General features: G+C 76.2%; 17 protein-coding genes. 5 read left to right on the top strand and 12 right to left on the bottom strand.

What is annotated here, in order from left to right; translation table 11 throughout:
- Window positions 1-948 carry a right-handed parallel beta-helix repeat-containing protein gene (locus tag CLV37_RS17810; RefSeq protein ID WP_146149465.1) on the bottom strand — a complete coding sequence of 316 codons (948 nt, stop codon included), beginning with the start codon at window positions 946-948 and terminating at the stop codon, window positions 1-3.
- A 240-nt stretch (window positions 949-1,188) separates the two neighbouring features.
- On the opposite strand from CLV37_RS17810, the gene CLV37_RS17805 reads away from it, so the two are divergent.
- From CLV37_RS17805 to CLV37_RS17795, 3 genes are read left to right on the top strand one after another with little or no spacing between them, the layout of a single operon-like run.
- Window positions 1,189-2,013, top strand: a complete 825-nt coding sequence (locus CLV37_RS17805; protein ID WP_146149464.1) for a hypothetical protein — start codon at window positions 1,189-1,191, stop codon at window positions 2,011-2,013.
- A 7-nt stretch (window positions 2,014-2,020) separates the two neighbouring features.
- Entirely contained in the window at window positions 2,021-3,382 is a 1,362-nt protein-coding gene (locus CLV37_RS17800) for an O-antigen ligase family protein (RefSeq protein WP_106212848.1), read from the top strand.
- Between the two features lie 5 nt (window positions 3,383-3,387).
- Window positions 3,388-4,488, top strand: coding sequence for a glycosyltransferase (locus tag CLV37_RS17795; RefSeq protein WP_106212846.1), 1,101 nt, complete (start codon window positions 3,388-3,390; stop codon window positions 4,486-4,488).
- Here CLV37_RS17795 and CLV37_RS27725 read toward each other — a convergent pair.
- Entirely contained in the window at window positions 4,437-5,600 is a 1,164-nt protein-coding gene (locus tag CLV37_RS27725) for a polysaccharide pyruvyl transferase family protein (RefSeq protein WP_170127342.1), read from the bottom strand. The two genes, CLV37_RS17795 and CLV37_RS27725, sit on opposite strands and share 52 nt — an antisense overlap.
- The gene (locus CLV37_RS17785) at window positions 5,597-6,781 is read right to left on the bottom strand and encodes a glycosyltransferase (protein ID WP_170127341.1); all 1,185 of its coding nucleotides are present in this window, start codon (window positions 6,779-6,781) and stop codon (window positions 5,597-5,599) included. Before CLV37_RS17785 ends, CLV37_RS27725 begins: the two co-directional genes overlap by 4 nt.
- A gap of 211 nt (window positions 6,782-6,992) precedes the next feature.
- Here CLV37_RS17785 and CLV37_RS17780 point away from each other — a divergent pair, with 211 nt between their 5' ends.
- Window positions 6,993-7,832 carry a glycosyltransferase family 2 protein gene (locus CLV37_RS17780; protein WP_106212842.1) on the top strand — a complete coding sequence of 280 codons (840 nt, stop codon included), beginning with the start codon at window positions 6,993-6,995 and terminating at the stop codon, window positions 7,830-7,832.
- Here the strand turns inward: CLV37_RS17780 and CLV37_RS17775 are convergent.
- The 4 genes from CLV37_RS17775 to CLV37_RS17765 all read right to left on the bottom strand — a co-directional run bounded on the left by CLV37_RS17775 (window position 7,819) and on the right by CLV37_RS17765 (window position 11,086).
- Window positions 7,819-9,351 (bottom strand): lipopolysaccharide biosynthesis protein, encoded by a 1,533-nt coding sequence (locus CLV37_RS17775; RefSeq protein WP_106212840.1) that lies wholly within the window; start codon window positions 9,349-9,351, stop codon window positions 7,819-7,821. The genes CLV37_RS17780 and CLV37_RS17775 overlap by 14 nt on opposite strands.
- Window positions 9,352-9,519: 168 nt before the next feature.
- Entirely contained in the window at window positions 9,520-10,704 is a 1,185-nt protein-coding gene (locus CLV37_RS17770) for a nucleotidyltransferase family protein (protein ID WP_170127340.1), read from the bottom strand.
- Complete coding sequence (locus CLV37_RS27720; RefSeq protein ID WP_170127339.1) at window positions 10,683-10,844, bottom strand: hypothetical protein; 162 nt, start codon at window positions 10,842-10,844, stop codon at window positions 10,683-10,685. The genes CLV37_RS17770 and CLV37_RS27720 overlap by 22 nt, the downstream gene beginning before the upstream one ends.
- Window positions 10,845-10,867: 23 nt before the next feature.
- Complete coding sequence (locus CLV37_RS17765) at window positions 10,868-11,086, bottom strand: hypothetical protein (RefSeq protein WP_146149462.1); 219 nt, start codon at window positions 11,084-11,086, stop codon at window positions 10,868-10,870.
- A 165-nt stretch (window positions 11,087-11,251) separates the two neighbouring features.
- On the opposite strand from CLV37_RS17765, the gene CLV37_RS17760 reads away from it, so the two are divergent.
- Window positions 11,252-12,124: a phosphoenolpyruvate carboxykinase (ATP) gene (locus CLV37_RS17760; RefSeq protein WP_106212834.1), complete on the top strand. Its 873-nt coding sequence runs from the start codon at window positions 11,252-11,254 to the stop codon at window positions 12,122-12,124.
- Between the two features lie 38 nt (window positions 12,125-12,162).
- Here the strand turns inward: CLV37_RS17760 and CLV37_RS17755 are convergent, their stop codons facing one another.
- The 5 genes from CLV37_RS17755 to CLV37_RS17735 form a co-directional block, all read right to left on the bottom strand.
- On the bottom strand, window positions 12,163-13,278 hold the full coding sequence (locus CLV37_RS17755) for an asparagine synthase-related protein (RefSeq protein ID WP_146149461.1): 1,116 nt from the start codon (window positions 13,276-13,278) through the stop codon (window positions 12,163-12,165).
- Window positions 13,279-13,358: 80 nt separating this feature from the next.
- On the bottom strand, window positions 13,359-13,775 hold the full coding sequence (locus tag CLV37_RS17750; protein WP_106212830.1) for a transglutaminase-like domain-containing protein: 417 nt from the start codon (window positions 13,773-13,775) through the stop codon (window positions 13,359-13,361).
- A 1-nt stretch (window position 13,776) separates the two neighbouring features.
- The gene (locus CLV37_RS17745; protein WP_211298747.1) at window positions 13,777-14,046 is read right to left on the bottom strand and encodes a PqqD family protein; all 270 of its coding nucleotides are present in this window, start codon (window positions 14,044-14,046) and stop codon (window positions 13,777-13,779) included.
- A 38-nt stretch (window positions 14,047-14,084) separates the two neighbouring features.
- Complete coding sequence (locus CLV37_RS17740) at window positions 14,085-16,058, bottom strand: ABC transporter ATP-binding protein (RefSeq protein WP_211298746.1); 1,974 nt, start codon at window positions 16,056-16,058, stop codon at window positions 14,085-14,087.
- A 25-nt stretch (window positions 16,059-16,083) separates the two neighbouring features.
- Window positions 16,084-16,989 carry a glycosyltransferase family 2 protein gene (locus CLV37_RS17735; RefSeq protein WP_106212826.1) on the bottom strand — a complete coding sequence of 302 codons (906 nt, stop codon included), beginning with the start codon at window positions 16,987-16,989 and terminating at the stop codon, window positions 16,084-16,086.
- Window positions 16,990-17,081: the final 92 nt, after the last annotated feature.

The raw sequence follows: 17,081 nt of genomic DNA, 5'->3' as shown, positions 1-17,081 counted from the left end.
TCACGGTTCGACGGTCTTAACCCCGGTGGTCGTGCCGCGCGTGGTGTTGGACGCGTCGACCTCCACCTTGCCCCGGGGCGCGATGACCGGGCCGTACCGGGCGGACGTGCCGAAAACGTTGTCGCGCAGCACGATGCCGGAGACTCCGTCGTCGTCGCGGACGTTGACGCTGTAGTTCCCGTCGTCGAGGTAGTTGTCCTCGACGGTCACGTCCGACAGCGTGCCGCCGTCGTTCTCCGCGCCGAGCTGGATCGCGGAGTTCAGCACGTCGCCGGTGGACGTCTGCTTGGGCGTGAGGGTGTTGTGGCGCACGACGATGCCCTTGCCCCCGTTGGACTGCAGGGCGTCGGAGTGGAAACCGTCCTTGCGGACCATGTCGTGGATCCAGCAGTCCTCCACGGTCGTCGCGCTGCCCAGGCGGGGCCCGTCGTTCACCCCGTGGACGTCCACCCGGCGCAGCGTGTACCCGCCCCAGCCGATCGCGACCTGCGTGGAGCCCCCGCCGTCGATCTCGGAGTCCTCCACGACGATCCCCGTGCGGGCCCCCTCGATGGTGATGGCCCGTTCCTTGCCGCTGCAGCGGATGCGCACGTTGCGCACGACGACGTCGTCGGCCTTGATCGACAGGCAGCCGTCCACGTCGAGGTTCTCGACGACCTGGCCGTCCCGGGTCGCCGACAGCGAGCCGGACTCCTGCAGCACCGTGCCCAGCGGCACCCCGGTGGTGTCCGGGCCGGGGAAGCCGAGGGGGATGCCCAGCGCCCGGGCCTGCCGGGCCAGCCGCGCCCGCTGGTCGGCGTGGGGGTCGGCCGGCTCGTCGGCGCCGCCGGTGCACCCGGCGAGCAGCACCAGCACGGCGGCCAGGAGGAACGCCGGCAGGGGAGCGGGTGAGGGGGCGGGGGGAGGAGCGGGCAGGGGGCGTGGCGGGGACGGGCGGAGCGCGGGCACGGTCACCTCTCGATGTGCGTCCGGCGTGCTCGTCGTCGAGGACACCGCTGGCCGGGCGGTCGGAGTCAGCCCGCGGCTGGCTCCCGGTCATCGTAGGCGTCCACGAACGGCCTAGTGGATCCGGGTGTTCGCTACGCACTGCTGATTGTGCAATGCTCTCCGCGTCCAGCGGGGGGAAGAAGGGTGGTGCCCGCACGGGCCACCTCCGACCGGATCGCGTTCGAGGCCGAGGAGACTGCAGTGACGATCGGATCGCTGACCAGGACGTTGCTGCACCGCTGGTACCTCACCGTGGTGGTCCTGGCCCTGGTCGCCTACTTCGCCCGGGGCGCCTGGAACCAGGCCGCACCGCAGTACCAGACCTCCGCGACCTTCCTCGTCACCCCCAGCGTCGCGCTCTCGACGCCGCTGCCGGAGAACGTGCCCGGCACCGAGCCCGGCACCCGGAACCCGTTCGCCCTGTCCGGGGGGGCCAGCACGCTCGCGGCCACCGTCTCGGCGTCGCTGAACACCGACACCGTCCAGGCCGGGTTCATGACCCCGTTCCCCGGGGCCCGGTTCTCCGCCGCCGACGCCTCGGGCACCACGGGCAACCGCACCTACTTCACGGTGAGCGCCGCCACCGACACCCCCGACCAGGGGGCCGCCGTCATCGCCGCCGCCCTGCAGGCCGGCGCCCGGCAGCTGCTGGACGTCCAGCACGCGGTCCAGGCCCCCGACAACGGGCTGTTCGTCATCATCCAGTCGACCCCGACCGACGGTCCGGTGGAGACCTACCCCGACCGCGCCCGCGCCGTCGGCGCCATCGGGCTCGGGGGGCTGGCCGCCGGGGTCGTGCTCGTCGTGGCCCTGGACGCGATCCTCTCCGCCCTCGCCCGCGGCCTGTCCTCGCGCCGCGCCCGGCGCCGCGGCGCCGCGGCGCAGCCGGGCGCGCCGGCCGGGGCCGGCTCGGGCCCGCTGCCGCAGGCCACCCCGGCCCGCGACCTCGACGTGCGCGCCGCCGACGACCAGCGCGCGCAGCGCGACCACGAGCACGCCGGCGGTTCCACCGCACGTCGCCCGTGAGCACGGCGTGAGCCTGTTCACCGCCCTCGCCCGGACCGTCGCCGACCCCACCCGGCACACCCCGCACCGCCCGCGACCGGTGCCCGTGGCCTGGCTGCCGGTCGCCGTCGTCGTGTGCGCCTTCCTCTTCCCCGGCAACTTCGTCGTCCCGGGGCCGCTGAACTCCAACGGCACCCCCGCGCGCCTGTTCTCCCTCGTGTGCCTCGCCCTGGCCGCGCTGACCTTCGTGGGCTCGCGCCGCCGTCGCAGCGACGACGGGGAGCCGCGCTGGTCCCTGGTCGGCGGAGCCGTCGTGCTCTACCTCGCCGCCGCCGTCTGGAGCTACGGCGTCGCGCTCTCGCAGCCGCTGGACGCCGCCCAGAGCGCCGGTGCCCTGCGCTCCCTGGTCGGCGCGCTGGGGATCACCGGAGTCACCTTCTACACGTGGATGCTCGTGCGCGAGCGCAGCGACGTCGACCGGATCGTCGGCTGGATCGTCGTGGGGGCGACCTTCTCGGTCGTCGTGGGCGCGCTGTCGTGGGCCGGGGTCCTCGACTGGGCCTCCCTGGTCCGCTCGACGCCCCTGGTCGAGAACACCCCCACGCTGCGGGCGGTGAGCAGGCTGGAGTTCCTGCGCGCCCGGGGGACCGGCGAGCACCCCCTGGAGTTCTCCCTGGCCACCACGGCGGCGTTGCCGCTGGCCCTGCACCTGGCCCGCCACGGAGCGACCGCCGCCCGCCGCCGCGCGTCCGGGCTGGCCAGCCTGGTCCTCGTGGCCGGTGTGCCGCTGGCCGTCTCGCGCACCGCGATCCTCGGCCTGGCCATCGCGGCCGTCGTGGCCGTCTCGATCTGGCCGGCGGCCCAGAAGGTGGGGGCGCTCGTCGCCGCCGGGGCCGGGGTCCTGCTGCTGTTCGTGCTCGCCCCGGCCCTGGCCGGGTCCCTGCAGCTGATCTTCAGCGAGGCCGGCCAGGACAACAGCGTCACCGGCCGCCTCGACGACTACGTCCTCGTCGAGCAGCTGTTCCGCGAGCACCCCGTCCTCGGCCTCGGCTCCGGGGTCTACCGGCCCGAGACCGGCGGGGTGTACCTGGACAACACCTGGCTCGGCACGCTCATCGGCGGGGGCGCCGTCGGCGTCGTCGTCCTCGCCCTGCTGTTCCTCGTCGCCGGCGCCGTCGCCTGGGACCGCAGCGTGCTGGCCGCCGACGCGGCCGACCGCAGCCTCAACCGCTCCCTGCTGGCCGTCCTCGGGGTCGTGCTCATGGGCGCCTTCACCAGCGACCTGACCTCGTTCCCGCAGCCCACGCTCGTGTTCACCGTCGTGCTCGGCCTGCTCGCCTCGCGGGCCGGTGCGCGCGCCGTCCCCCCGCGACCCCCCGCCCGGAGCTGACACCCGTGACCACCCCCGACGGGGCCCGCCCCCTGACGATCCACCTGCAGCCCAGCCCGGACCGGCCCATGGTGAACCCGTACCTGTCGCTGCTGGTGGGGGCCCTGCGCGAGCAGGGGCACGACGTGGTGCACCTGGGCACCCGGCCGTTCGACGACCGGTCGGTGGTCCACGTCCACTGGCCCGAGATGCCCCTGCACTCACCGCGCACCGGGTACGCCCTCAAACGGCTGGCCAGGACGTACGTGCACGTCCTGCGGGCCCGCCGCGCCCACGTGCCGGTCGTGTGGACGCTGCACAACCTGCGCGCCCACGACGGGTCCCGCCCGCTGCTGCAGCGCCTCCTCTGGCAGACGTTCCCGCGCCTGGTGGACGGGTGGATCTCGCTGTCCGCCACCGGGGTCGCCCAGGTCGAGGACGCCTTCCCCGTCCTCGCCCGCGCACCCCACCGCGTCGTCGCCCACGGCACCTACGAGCCGGTGCTCGGACGTCCCGACCGGGCGGCCGCGCGAGCACGCCTGGGCCTGGACGCCGGGCACGCGGTGCTCGCGGCCGTCGGGCGCATCAAGCCCTACAAGGGGGTCGAGGACCTCGTCGCGGCCGTCGTCGCCTCCCCGGACCCGTCCCTGCGGCTGGTCGTGGCGGGAGGCTGCGACGACCCCGGCCTGCGCCGCACCCTGTCCGAGCTCGCCGACCACCGCGTCACGCTGCTGCTGCAGGAACTGCCCCAGGAGGGGGTGGACGACGTCCTGGCCGCCGCGGACCTGACGGTCCTGCCGTTCCGCTCCGTCTTCAACTCCGGGTCGGTGCTGCTGTGCCTGTCGGCCGGCCGGCCCGTCCTGGCCCGGCGCACCGCCGTCTTCGAGGAACTGGGCGCCGAGGTCGGTCCCGGGTGGCTGCGGACGTTCGAGGGTCCGCTGACCCCCGAGGTGCTGCACGCCGCGCTGGAGGCCAGGCCCCGGCGGGGCGGGCCGGACCTGACCCGCCACCGGTGGGAGACCGTCGCGCGCGACCACGCGGACTTCGCGACCGGGCTCCTGGCCCGCCGCCGGGCTCAGCCCCAGGCGCGGAGCCTGTCCACGACCAGTTCGGAGCGGGCCCGGTAGGACGCCGCGGCCGCGGTCGTCGTGCGCACCGGCCCGGCCAGGGCCGCCCGGGCGGCCCGCCCCAGGACGGACGCCTCGACGTCGGCCGAGTCCCAGCACGCCTCCGACAGCCCGACCTCGTGGCAGAAGTTCCGCACCTTGCGGTCGTAGGAGATCGCCAGGACGGGGATCTGGAGGCCGACGGCCATGATGACGCTGTGCAGGCGCATGCCGACCACCAGGCGGGCCCCCCGCAGCAGGTCCCGCAGGGCGTCCACCGTGGGCACGTCGCGGTGCACCGTGAACCGGTGGCCGTTGCGGGCCCGGTGCGCCAGTTCCAGCGAGGCGACGTAGTCGTCGTCCACGGGCTGGAACTGCCCGGGCAGGCTGCGGAAGGGCACGAGCTCCACCCGGGCGCCGTCGTCGACGAGGCCGTCGAGCACCTCGGCCAGCGTCCGCAGGGCGTGCTCGTGCGCGGCGCTCGCCGCCGCGTCGCCCCGGTCGGCCAGACCGCGCACCGAGACCAGGACCCTCGGGGCCGCCGGGTCGGCGAGGGAACCGCCGTCGTCGGGGGTGAAGACGCGCAGCGCCAGGTCGGGCGCGGTCTCGACCGGCACCTGCAGGTCGAGCGCCCGCAGCCGCTCCGTGGAGGGCACGTCCCGGGTGACGACGAAGCTCGTCCCGTCCAGCGCCCGGCGCAGCGCGTCCTCGGAACTCCTCTTCCACAGGTCGCCGACGCTGACGCCCACGACGGCCGTCCGGCGCCCCAGCCGCTGGGCCCAGCGCAGGGGTTTCAGCCACCGGCCCACGACCTCCTGGGTGGGGGAGTCCCGCAGGAGGTCGCCCCCGCCGAGGAGGAAACCGTCCCGCGACCGCAGGGTCTCGACGAGGCGCAGACCCTCCGCCGCGGGCCGTGCGCTGGGCAGCCGGGAGCTGCGCGGGGCGGCGGGACGGAAGTAGGCGGTGTCGATGCCGAAGTCCCGGCGGGTCCCCCGCGGGTCGGCGGTCAGGGCCAGCGTCCGCTCACCCGGCCGCGCCGCGTCCAGGGCGTCGCACAACCCGGCGAGGATGGCCTCGTCGCCGAGGTTGTGGTGTCCGAAGAACCCGCAGACGGTCGTTCCCGGTGTCGTCACCGTCGGTTCTCCAGAGGTCGTGCGCGGCGGGGGGACGAGAGCGTGCGGTAGAGGTCGACGTGCCGTCGGGCGGTCACGTCGGTGCCGCGCTGCGCGGAGTAGCGCGACAGTTCCGCACGCTGCTGCGCCAGGGGTTCGGCGGTGGTGGCCAGGACGGCGGCCGCGACGGCGCGCGGGTCGTCGCCGGCGAAGGTGCGCACCGCCGACGGGCAGGCCTCGACGAGGTCGCCGACGGCGTCGCCGGCGCGCACCACCAGCGGCACGCCCACCGCGGCCACGGTCGCGATGGAACCGGACGCGGCGATCCTCTCGTAGGGGGCCAGGGCCACCCGGGCGCGGCGCAGGACGCGCAGCATGCTGTCGTCGTCCAGGTACCCGGTCACGCTCACCCGGTCCTCGACCCCGAGCTCGGCGGCGGTGCGCAGGACGTCGTGCAGGTACTGCCGGGCCCGCCCGTCGGCGCTGCCGGCCAGGACGAGGCGGAAACCGGGCAGGTGGGCCAGCGCCTCGACGGCGAGGTGCTGGGCCTTGCGGCGGTGGATGAAACCCGCCACGACGATCGTCGCGTCGTCGGTGCGCTCGTCGTCGACCCGCTCGCGCGCCACGTCCTCCACGTAGTGCGGCACGACGGCGCTGCGTCGCGGCCGCGTCCACGCGCACTTGTCCTGCTCGGCTGCGGTGCAGGTCAGGACGAGGGAGGCCGACCCCAGCAGCGCGCGGGCGGTGGCGTCGGCCGCGGCGGCGCGCAGCCGGGCGCGGCCCGAGCGCGGACGCGCGGCGAGCACCTCGCGGCGCGGGGTGTGGAAGTCGTGGGCGGTCACCACCACGGGACGGCCGAGCAGGGCCAGCCGCAGGGTGAGCACGACCGGCAACTGACGGACGGCCGACCCGAAGTACCGGTCGGTGAACTGCAGGTGCACCACGTCGGCCCGTCGTGCCCGCCGCGCCGCGCGCACCGCGCTCGCGACCGATCCGCGGCGGACGACCTCGGTGGACGTCCCGGTGCCGGCGGCCCGCAGCGCCGCGTCCAGGACCCCCGCGTAGCGGTTGAGGCCGTGACGGGGGTCGTCGGCCACGACCAGCGCGGTGCGCGGGGGGCGCTGGTCGGCCGTCGCCGTCGGTCCGGGGGACCGGACCGGGGTCGGCGCCGCGGTCCCCGCGGTCCGCACGTCGATCTCCACGGCAGTCGACTCCCTCCGGTGGTCTGCGAGCGTTGAGCAGTGGCGGACCTCGCTGATCGCCGACGGTGCGCAGGCTACACGACTGGTCACTGGCCGACTTCGATCGCACACGTTGAGTGTCCGAATCGGGCGACCGGGTGATGTGCGGCCGGTCCCGGCCACTAGGGTCCGCGGTGCTCGCCCTGCCCACCCGACCGTCGGAGGAATCCCCGTGCTGGCCTTCATCACCTCGCTGCGGCACCCGCGGAACTCGGCCGACTACTCGCGGGTCGAGCACCTCCTGCGCCGGACGCTGCGCTCGGTCTGCCGCCAGGACCACGACGAGTTCGCGGTCGTGGTGGCCTGCAACGAGATCCCCGCAGGACGGTTCGACCCGCGCGTGGAGTTCGTCCGGGTCGACTTCCCCCCGCCGGTCGACACGCCCGGCCCGATGACCGGCAGGGACGCCGTGCTGCGCGACAAGGGGACGAAGCTCGCGGTGGCGCTCCTGGCCGCGCAACGCCACCGTCCGGACCACGTGATGAAGGTGGACGCCGACGACTTCGTCAGCAGGCGCCTCGCGGGGTGGTCGGCGGACCGCCCGACCGAGGCCGGGTGGTACGTCGAGCACGGCTACGTCCTGTCCGACCGCACCGGGTTGATCACGGCGGTGGACGGGTTCAACGAGCGGTGCGGGACCTCGGAGATCCTCGCCAACCGGGCGTTCGGCCTGCCCGCCGACCTCCCGGCGCCCTCGGCGGGCCAGGACGAGCTCACCGCGCGGCTCGGGACCTTCCTGGTCCGCGACCTGCTCGGCTCCCACCGCGCGAGCGTCGCTCACTCCGCGGCGCGCGGAGAACCCCTGCGGGCCCTGCCCTTCCCCGGCGCCGTCTACACGGTCGGGACGGGGGAGAACCACTCCGGCCTGTCGAGGGTGCCGCGCGGGCGTCCCGTCTCGGGTCGGCAGGTGGCCGAGTTCGGGCTGGAGGGGACCGGGGGCGCCAGGGCCTGGGTCCACTTCGCCGGCCAGGTCGGACGCTCGGTGCGCCGCCGGGTGGTCAGGGCCGGCTGACCGGGGCGTCCGGGACGACCAGCTCGTCCACCGCGTCGGCGGCCGGGGGCCGGCGCGGGGTGCGCCGCACCCGCGACAGGATGCGCGCCGCGTCGCCGCGGAACTCCTCGACCGCGGGGCGGGCGAGCACCAGCAGGGCCAGCGGGTAGGTGAGCGCGGCGACCACGACGGCCAGCAGCAGCCGCAGCCACTGGGCCAGGTCCGCGCACAGCCACAGCTGCCCGGCGACGAGCGCACCCATCACCGCCGAGGCCAGCAGGACCCGGCAGGGCAGCACGACGGTCCGGTACGGCGTGCCGGCCACCCGGTGCAGCAGGACCTGCCGCGCGGGCAGGGTCAGCAGGGTGCGGCCCAGCAGGCCCCACGCGAGCACCACCAGCCCGTAGCGGGCCAGGACCACCACGATCGCGAGGTGGGCCACGACGGTGGCGGCGACGAGCACCACCTCCGGCCGCAGCCGGTCCACCGCGATGAACACCTGGCGGTCGAAGTAGCCGAAGGTGCTGAACGCCGCGGTGAGGGCGGTGATCTGGGCGACGGTCGCCGTGGTCGCCCACTGCTGGCCGAGCAGGAAGGGCACGAGGTCGGGGCTCGCCGCCGCCATGAACAGCAGGGCGGGGAACATCACCAGCCCGGCCGCGGTCATGCTCGTCCGGTAGGCGCGGTGCAGCCGGTCGCGGTCGTTCTGCAGGCGGCTGAACGTCGACAGCGTCACCGAGCTGATCACGGAGGACCCGGTCTCGGTCACGATCCGCATGAGGCGCGTGGCCACCGACCAGTACCCCAGCGTCGTCGACCCCCCGACGCCGGCCAGGGTGAACTCCTCACCGCGGTTCTGCACCTGCCGCATGAGGTCGATCGTCAGGAGCTTGGACCCGAAGGCGAGCATCGAGCGCGCGGTCGTCCAGCGCGGCAGGACGCGGGGGAGCCACTGCACGGACGTCCACAGGATGACGATGCCGACGACGCCGCGCACGAGGTTCTGCGCGACCAGGGCCCAGACGCCGGCGCCCAGGAGGGCCAGGACGATGGCGACCACCGAGCCGACCAGGGTGGCGACCGTCCCGCGCACCGCGAGCGTCTTGAACCGCAGGTCGCGCCGCAGGAGCGCGGTGGGCACGCTGTTGACGCCCGTCAGCACGATGCCGATGCTCAGGACCTGCAGGACGGGGGCCAGGTCGGGCTCGCCGAACCAGCCCGACACGGGGACCGACAGCAGCACGAGCACGCCGGCCAGCACGACGGCCAGCACGACGCTGGTCCAGAACGCGGTGCTGCGGCTGTGCTCGTCCAGCTCCTCCTGGCGGATGAGGAAGCTCGCCATCCCGGAGTCGCTGAGCAGCTGCAGCACGGCGATGACCGACATCGCGAGGGCCACCAGCCCGAACTCCGACGGCTGCAGCTGCCGGCTGATGACGATGAAGGCGAGCGCCGTGGTGGCGCGCACGGCCCACATCTGCACCGCGTTCCACGCGACGCCGGAGGCCGTGGCGGACCTCAGGGACGGGCCAGGGCTCACCGGTGCGCCTCGTCTGCTCGGTGCGTGGACATCGGTGGGGCCTCCTCGGACGGTGGTGCGGCGCGCACTCGCGCGGGTGCTGAGAGTGAGCGCTGTGGCGGCGTGAACTTACCGTGCGTGGCTGAGAGGTCTCAACGAGTCGCGGTCCTGCTCCGTCCGGACGACGCCTCAGGCGGTTCCGGACGCCACGTCGGCCAGGTACCCCTCGCGCGCGGCGCGGGGGTCGTCCGGCGGGAGGACCACCTGCGCCGGGGGGCGAGGAGGACCGACCCGCAGGCGCCGGGCGGTCTCGGCGGCCAGGGTGGCCAGGCTCGCGACCCCCGAGCCGGCGGTGCTCTGGTAGACGACGGCACCGTTGCGGCGGGCGGACACCAGCCGGTGGGGGGGCAGCGCGGCGGTCCACAGGGTCCCCGCGGCGCGCCACTGGTCCCCGCCCCGGCCCGCGGACAGCCGCCGCAGGACCACGGGGGGCACGGGGGCGGCCAGGACCTGCCGCGCGCGGGCCAGGGCCAGCGCGACCGCGAGCCCGGTGCCGGCGGCGCGGGCGCGCGCGACCAGCTCGTCCCAGCCGGCGTCGTCGCAGGCGGCCGCGGCCAGGCGCAGGTCGTGGGACCACAGCAACCGCCAGGCCCCGGACAGGCAGGCGTGCAGCGCGAGGTGGTGCAGCTGGTCGGTGGCGTCGAACAGCGGTGCGCGGGTGCCGAGCAGGACGTCGCTGCGCACGCGCCCGAGCATGGCGTCCACGTCGAGCGTGAAGCGGGTGCGCCGGTGGGGGCGGTTGACCAGGTGCCAGTGCAGGTCCAGGAAGGTGCCGTGGGGCAGGGCCACGGCGATCTCGCCGGCGCGGGCGGCGCGGATGCCGGCCCAGTCGGGGTCCATGGGGCGGGCGCCGGCGGCCTCGAGGCGGCCCAGGGCCTCGCCGAAGGAGGCCGGTGAGACGACGACGTCGAGGTCGTGGAACTCCCGGGGGGTGCGCCCGTACAGGGTGCGGGCCACGGCCGGCCCCTTCACGACGGCCCACGCCAGGCCCCGCAGGGCGGTCTCGACGGTGCGCAGGTCCAGCTGGACCGGCAGCTGCCGGGCGCTCTGGGCCACGAGGGCGGGCCGGGTGCCGGCCCGCAGCGGGGCCAGGGCGGCGGCGTCGGGCGCGGTCCGCAGCAGGTGGTCGACGGTGGGCCCGACGCGGTGCAGGTGCACGACGCGGCCCAGCGCCTCGGGGGTCACGCCGCGGGGGGAGGCCTGCTCGCCGCGCAGCAGCGAGCGCACGAAGGTCCCCGCCGCGCGGTGGGCGCGGCGGGGACCTCCGGGCGTGCCGCGGTCCAGGGCGGGGCTCAGTTGATGCCGGTCTCGCACCCGCAGGAGACCGTGTAGACGGACTTGCCGTTGAGGAAGTCCCCGTCGCTCTTGGCGCCGAACTGCTTGCCGGTCTGCAGGGTGAGGTCGGCCAGCGAGCCGAGCGTCGTGAGGGTGGGGGCCACGTAGGGCTGGGTCACGGGGGTTCCTCCTCGGGATCGGGTCAGGAGACGGTGTAGAGCGGGGTGGCGGTGTCGTCCTCGCAGAAGAAGTCGCCGTCGCTGCGGGTGCCGAACTTCTTGTTCCGCAGGGTCAGCTCGGCCAGCGAGCCGAGCGTGGTCAGGCGAGGAGCGGAGTACTGCTCGGCCACGGGGACCTCCAGGGCGTCGGCGTCGTCGTTCGGCGGTGCGGCGGTGCGGCGGTGCATCGGGCCGGGAGTCACGCCCGGTGCTCGTGAGGTTACTGCACTGTCACGCTCTCTGCGTACTGTCCGTAGAAGTCACCTGGACGGTGTGTAGGAGCAGGGCGGGTGCCGGGGGGACGGCCCGCTGCGCCGGAGCGGGAGCCGGTGCCGTGGCCGCAGGAGCGGCCTGCTTCCCTTGCCCCCATGAGCACCGCCCCGGTCGCCTACGGACTGGCCCTGCCGGACCTCGCCGGCGCCGCCCGGCTGCTGCACCCCGCGCGCGGCGGGGAGACGACGTGGAGCGTGCGGCGGGTGGCGCTCGAGCGCGTCCCGCCACCGGTGCGCACGGTCGTGGGGCCCGACCGGGCCGTCCTGCCGATGGGGGAGGGGAACGTGGAGGTCGACCGCCTCGGCGCGACCACCACGTTCACGGCCTGCCCCCCGCCGGACGACGCGGCCGTCGTCCACCCCTACCTGGCGGCCACGGCCGCCACCGTCGCCTGGTGGCAGGGCCGGGTGGCCCTGCACGCCGGGGCCGTCGTGGTCGGCGGGCGGGTCTGGGCGGTGCTGGGGGACCGCGGCGCGGGCAAGAGCACGGCCATGTACTCCCTCGTGCGCGCCGGGCTGGACCTCGTGGCCGACGACGTCCTCGTGCTCGACGGGCTGCGGGTGCTGCCGGGGCCGCGCTGCGTGGACCTGCGCCGCGAGAGCGCCGAGCACTACGGCGCCGGCCAGGACATCGGGGTCGTCGGGCGCCGGCGGCGCTGGCGGGTCGAGGTCCCGGTCCGGCTGCCCCCGGGGGACCTGGAGCTGGCGGGCCTGGTCCACCTCGGCTGGGCCGACGCCCCGGCCGTGCAGGACGTGCCGCTGCCGCAGCGGTGGCCGGCCCTCACCCACGCCCTGGCCCTGCGCCTGCCCCCGGCCGACGAGCGCGCTCCGCTGCGCCTGCTCAGCCTGCCGACGGTGCGCCTGTTGCGGCCCCGGCGCCTGGAGGTCGCCGACGACGCCGCGCGGTTGCTGGCCGGGCACCTGCTGGCCCTCGGCGAGCGCGGCTCCCCGGTCCGCCGGGACGGCTGAGCCCGCGCCGCGACCGTGCGGCGAACCGGCGCGGGACCTCAGCGCGCGGCCGGGCCCTCCTGCGCCAGCCACGCGTGCTGCAGCAGGGTGACCGAGTGCAGGTCGGGGTCCGGGCCGGCCCACTCCGCGCGCAGCGCCTCCGGGTCGACCAGGTCCGCGTCGACGCCCACCCCGGTCCAGCGCTGCGCGAAGGACGCGGCCGTCGCGGTCCAGAAGGCGCCGTTGAAGCCGGCCTTGCTCTCGCGCTCGCACAGCGCGCGCGGCAGCAGGTCCCCGACGTGGCGCAGCAGCTCCCCGGCCCGCCCGCGGGGCCCGGCCCACCCGAAGGCGACCGCCGCCGCGCGCAGCGTGGCGGGGCGGGAGAAGGGGTGGCTGACGTGGACGTCGTGGGCGGCGGCCATGCGTTCCTTGGCGGCCCCGGCCACGTGCAGGACCCGGCTGGGCCACAGCCACCGGCGCGCCGCCCGGTCCCAGCGCAGCGGTTCGGAGGCCGTGTGCCGGGCCACGGCCGCCCGCAGCCGGCGCGCCGTGTCCGGGCGCAGCCACCCGAAGTCCAGCGGCAGGTGCCGCCCGGCCCGCCGGGCCCGCAGCGGGGCCGGGGCCAGCGCCGAGAACGCCGCCCGCGGCAGGGCCCGTGGGCTCAGCGGTGCGCGCCGGGCCAGCAGCCGCACCACCGGGTAGCGCGAGACCTGCGAGAACAGCTCGTCGCCGCCGATGCCGGTCAGCACCGACCCCCCGCGCGCGGCGGCGAAGACGGGTTCGTGCAGGTGGCCGTTGAACGGCGGCAGCACGCCGTCGCGCCGCAGGACGGTGCGGGCGAAGGGACCCAGGACGTCCATCTCGTCGTGCCAGGCCGGTCGTTGCCACTCGCGCAGGCCCAGGTGGCGCACGACGAGCTCGGCCCACTCGTCCTCGTGGGAGTCCGGCACGTGCGGGAAGCGGTGCGTGTAGGGGACCGGGTCGGGCAGGCCCTCGCGGCGGGCCACCGAGGTCGCCACGGCCAGGACCGTCGAGGAGTCCCGGCCGCCGGAGAAGCTCACGACGCACGGGGCCCGCCGCAGCGCGGGGAGCACGGCCTCCTCCAGCGCGGCGCGCAGCGTCAGCTCCGAGTCCGGCGCCAGTGGCCGCACCCCCGGCTGGGCGCCGATCGGCATGCCCCACACCGTCTCCAGCGGGCCCAGCCGGTCCGGGGGGACGTGCGGGGACGGGGGGACGTGCGGGGACGGGGCCGGGCTCACCCGCGCGCCGGCACGCGGGTGAGCTCGCGGTAGGTCGCGCTCTCGTCCTCGTCGTGGCCGTCGAGCCAGGCGTGCGCGGCGAACCCGTCGCTCACCGACGCCGCGACGACGACCTCGCGCGGCTGCCCGTGCGCGAGCAGCCAGGCCTGCACGACGAGGCAGCGCTGCAGGCACGTCGCCCCGCGCCGGCGCAGCACGGCCTCCACGGCCTCCAGGCCGGTGCCGGGCAGGTCCGGGGGCGGGACGACCCGGGTGCGCAGACCGTCGGTGGGCAGCTCCCGGCGCACGGCCCGCAGCGAGCGGTCCGCCCAGCGGGCCGCGCTCAGCCCGCCGTGCCGGACCAGCCCCAGGCGGCGGCGCAGGCGGCGCACCGCCCGCCGCCGCAGACGGCGCAGGGAGGTCGCGGGCCGCACCTCACACCGTCCGCAGCAGCGGCGTGCAGGCGTCGAGGAAGGCGTCGAGGTCGGCTGCGGCCCGGTCCCCGGGGACGTCGTAGGTGCGCCGCAGGACCTCCAGCAGGTCCGCGCGCGTGGTGCCCTCCACGAGCAGCGGCCACAGGGCGACTCCCGCGCCGGAGACCGCGTGGTAGGTCGAGGTGGTCGTGTCGAGGACCACGATCTGGTCGTCGACCTCGTTCCACGCCAGTTCCTCGGACCGCACCGCGACCTGCTGCGCCTCGTTCACGGGCACAGCGTAAGGGCACGAACACGCTGCGACACGGCTCACCGGTGGGCCGCGTGCCGGCCGGTGGGGGCCCTGCCCGCGCGCGCCGTCCCCTCGTCGAGGTAGGCCTGCGCCTGCAGGGTGTACAGCTCGGCGTACAGGCCGCCCCGCGCCAGCAGCTCCTCGTGGGTCCCGGTGTCGTCGACCCGGCCCTCGCGCAGGACGACGATGCGGTCGGCCTCGCGCACGCTGGAGAACCGGTGGGACACCAGCACGACCGTCCGCCCGCTCATCAGCTCGCGGATCCCCGCGAAGAGCTCGGCCTCGGCGCGCGCGTCCAGCGCCGCCGTCGGCTCGTCGAGGATCACCAGGCCCGCCCCCCGGTAGAACGCGCGGGCCAGGGCCACCCGTTGCCACTGCCCCAGCGACAGGTCCACCCCGCCGGCCAGTTCGGCGCTCAGCAGGGTGCGGTACCCCCCCGGGAGCCTGCGCAGCAGCGCGTCCGCCCCCGCCTGGACCGCCGCGGCCGGCACCGCGCCCGCCTCGTCGGGCCGGTCCGGGCGTCCCACCGCGATGTTGTCGTGCGCGGAGAACTGCCACTGCACGAAGTCCTGGAACACGACCGCGACGTGCTCGCGCACCGCGGCGGGGTCCAGCGCGGCGACGTCCGTCCCGTTCCAGCGGATCGTCCCCTCGCCCGGGGGCAGCAACCCGGCGAGCAGCTTGGACAGGGTCGTCTTGCCCGACCCGTTCTCGCCCACCAGCGCCACCACCTCGCCCCGGCGGACCCGCAGCGACACCCCGCTCAGCGCCGGTCCCGCGCTCTGCGGGTAGCGGTACCCGACGCCGTCCACCTCGAGCTCGACGAGCGGCTCGAGCGCCGCCGGCCCCTGCGCGCCCCGTCCGGCCGGGGTGCCCAGCCGCAGGAACCCGCGCAGGTCGTCCAGGAACAGGCCGGCCTCCAGCACGGTGCCGACACCGCCGGCCAGCGACTGCAGCCGCGAGGCCAGCAGCGGGGCGGCCGCCCCGGCCGCCCCGGCGTCGGCCAGCGACAGGCGCCCGGAGTCCACCAGCCACAGCAGGACGGCGACCGTGCCGACCACGCTGGCGGCCGTCAGGACCTGCGAGAGCAGGGACAACCGCATGCGCCGGCCCACGTGCCGCGTCAGCGCGTCCTCGTACTCCTGCAGCAGGCGCTCGTACCGCGCACCCAGCGGCGCCGCCAGGCCGTAGGCGCGGACCTCCTTGGCCTCGCGCCGCCCGGTCAGCGCCGAGCGCAGGTAGCTGCGCACCCGGTACGGCCCCGACTGCGCGACCGCGAAGTCGAACTCCAGCCGCCCCCCGCGGCGCGAGACCAGGAACACCGGGACCCCGGCGAGCAGGAGCAGCGGCAGCAGCAGGGGGTCGATGGCCCACAGCGCCACGACCAGGCCGACCGCGCCGACCGCGCCCCCCAGGATCGACACCAGTCCCTGGGCCACCCCCACCGGCCGGGACACGGCGTTGGTCGAGACCCGTTGCAGGCGGTCGTAGAACTCCGGGTCGTCGAAGCGGTCCAGGGGGACGGTCGTGGTCGTGTCCACCACGCGGCGCCACACCGCCCGCTGCACGGCCTCGGACAGCAGGCGCATGCGCTGACCGCGGACCGCACCGGCCAGCCCCGCCACGACGCTCAGACCCCCCAGGGCCAGCAGCGGGCCCCCGACCAGCGGCAGCAGGTCACCGCCGGTGCCGGCACCAGCACCACCGGCACCGCCGGAGAACACCCGGGTCAGGGCCTCGCGCCCCACCAGGACCTGCACCCCCAGCAGCAGCGCGCCGAGCAGCTGCACGCCGAACACCAGGACGAGGTCGCGGCGCCGGGCGCTCCAGCACAGCCGCAGGGCCTCCACCACGAGGGCGGGCAGGGACCGCAGCCGGCGGCGGCGCGCGCGGCGCTCGCGGGCGATGCTCAGGCCGTCGACGCGGGCCGGCGGGGCGGGGCGGGGCGCGTCGTGCGCGTCGGCGGCGGTGCCGGCGGGTGCGGTGCTCACGGGTCGTCCTGGGTCCGGGGCGGTCTCAGCGGTACTTCACGGCGGCGGCGGCGCGCCCGTAGCGCATGTAGAACGCCCCGACGACGTACGCGGCCCGGGCGCGGGCCCCGTACAGCTCCCGGGCCCGCACCGCGCGCGCCAGCGACCCCAGGGGCGGGGCGAAGGCCTTGAGCGTCAGGGCGCCGGGCGGGTCCTCCCCGCCGCGGACCCGCAGCTGCCGCCCGAGCTGCACCCGGCACAGCTTGCGCCACGCCTCGGCGTAGGACTCCCGGGCCGGGTGGGCCACCACGGCGTCCTCGACGTAGGTGAGCCGGTACCCGGCGGCGATCGCCCGCCCGCACCACTCCGCGTCCCCGCCCGAGGGCAGCGCGTCGGCGAAGGGGCCGACGGCGTCGAAGACCTCCCGGCGCACCACGACGTTGGCGGTCACGGCGAAGCCGCGCGGCACGGTGCGGTCCTGCCGGAAGGCGTTGACGACCTCGAAGGCCTCGACGGGGTGGGGACGGGCGGGGTCGCGCGGGTAGACCCTGACCCGGCCGGCGACGATGTCGGCCCCCGAGCCCAGCGCCCGCACGGCGCTGGACAGCCACGAGGGGTCCGGCAGCGTGTCGGAGTCGGTGAAGGCCAGGACGTCGCCGCGGGCCTGGCGGACCGCGGTGTTGCGCGCGGCGTAGGAGCCGGGGCGGGTCTCGACGACGACGCTGACGCGCGGGTCGAGGTCGGCCAGGTCCAGGCGCGGCGCGGCGGAGCCGTTGTCGGCGACGATGACCCGGAACCGGTCGGCCGGGTGGTCCTGGGTCAGCAGGGCCTGCACGCACCCCACCAGCCGCGGGTCGTCCTTGACGGGGACGACCACGTCGACGAAGGGCGCCGGCGTGGCGGGCTCTCGCGTCGTGCTCGTGGTGCGCGGCGCCGACTCGGGCGTCGACATGTGTCTCCCTCCGTCGGCGGCGGTGCGCGCATCGTCGCACACCGGTTGCGCTCCGTCATCGAGGCGACGACCTCACCCGCTCCGGTCACCGC

Origin of the sequence: Kineococcus rhizosphaerae (assembly GCF_003002055.1) — a bacterium.
Lineage (GTDB): Bacteria > Actinomycetota > Actinomycetes > Actinomycetales > Kineococcaceae > Kineococcus > Kineococcus rhizosphaerae.
Note: the sequence above shows the minus strand (reverse complement) of the source record. Positions and strands in the feature narration are given on the sequence as shown.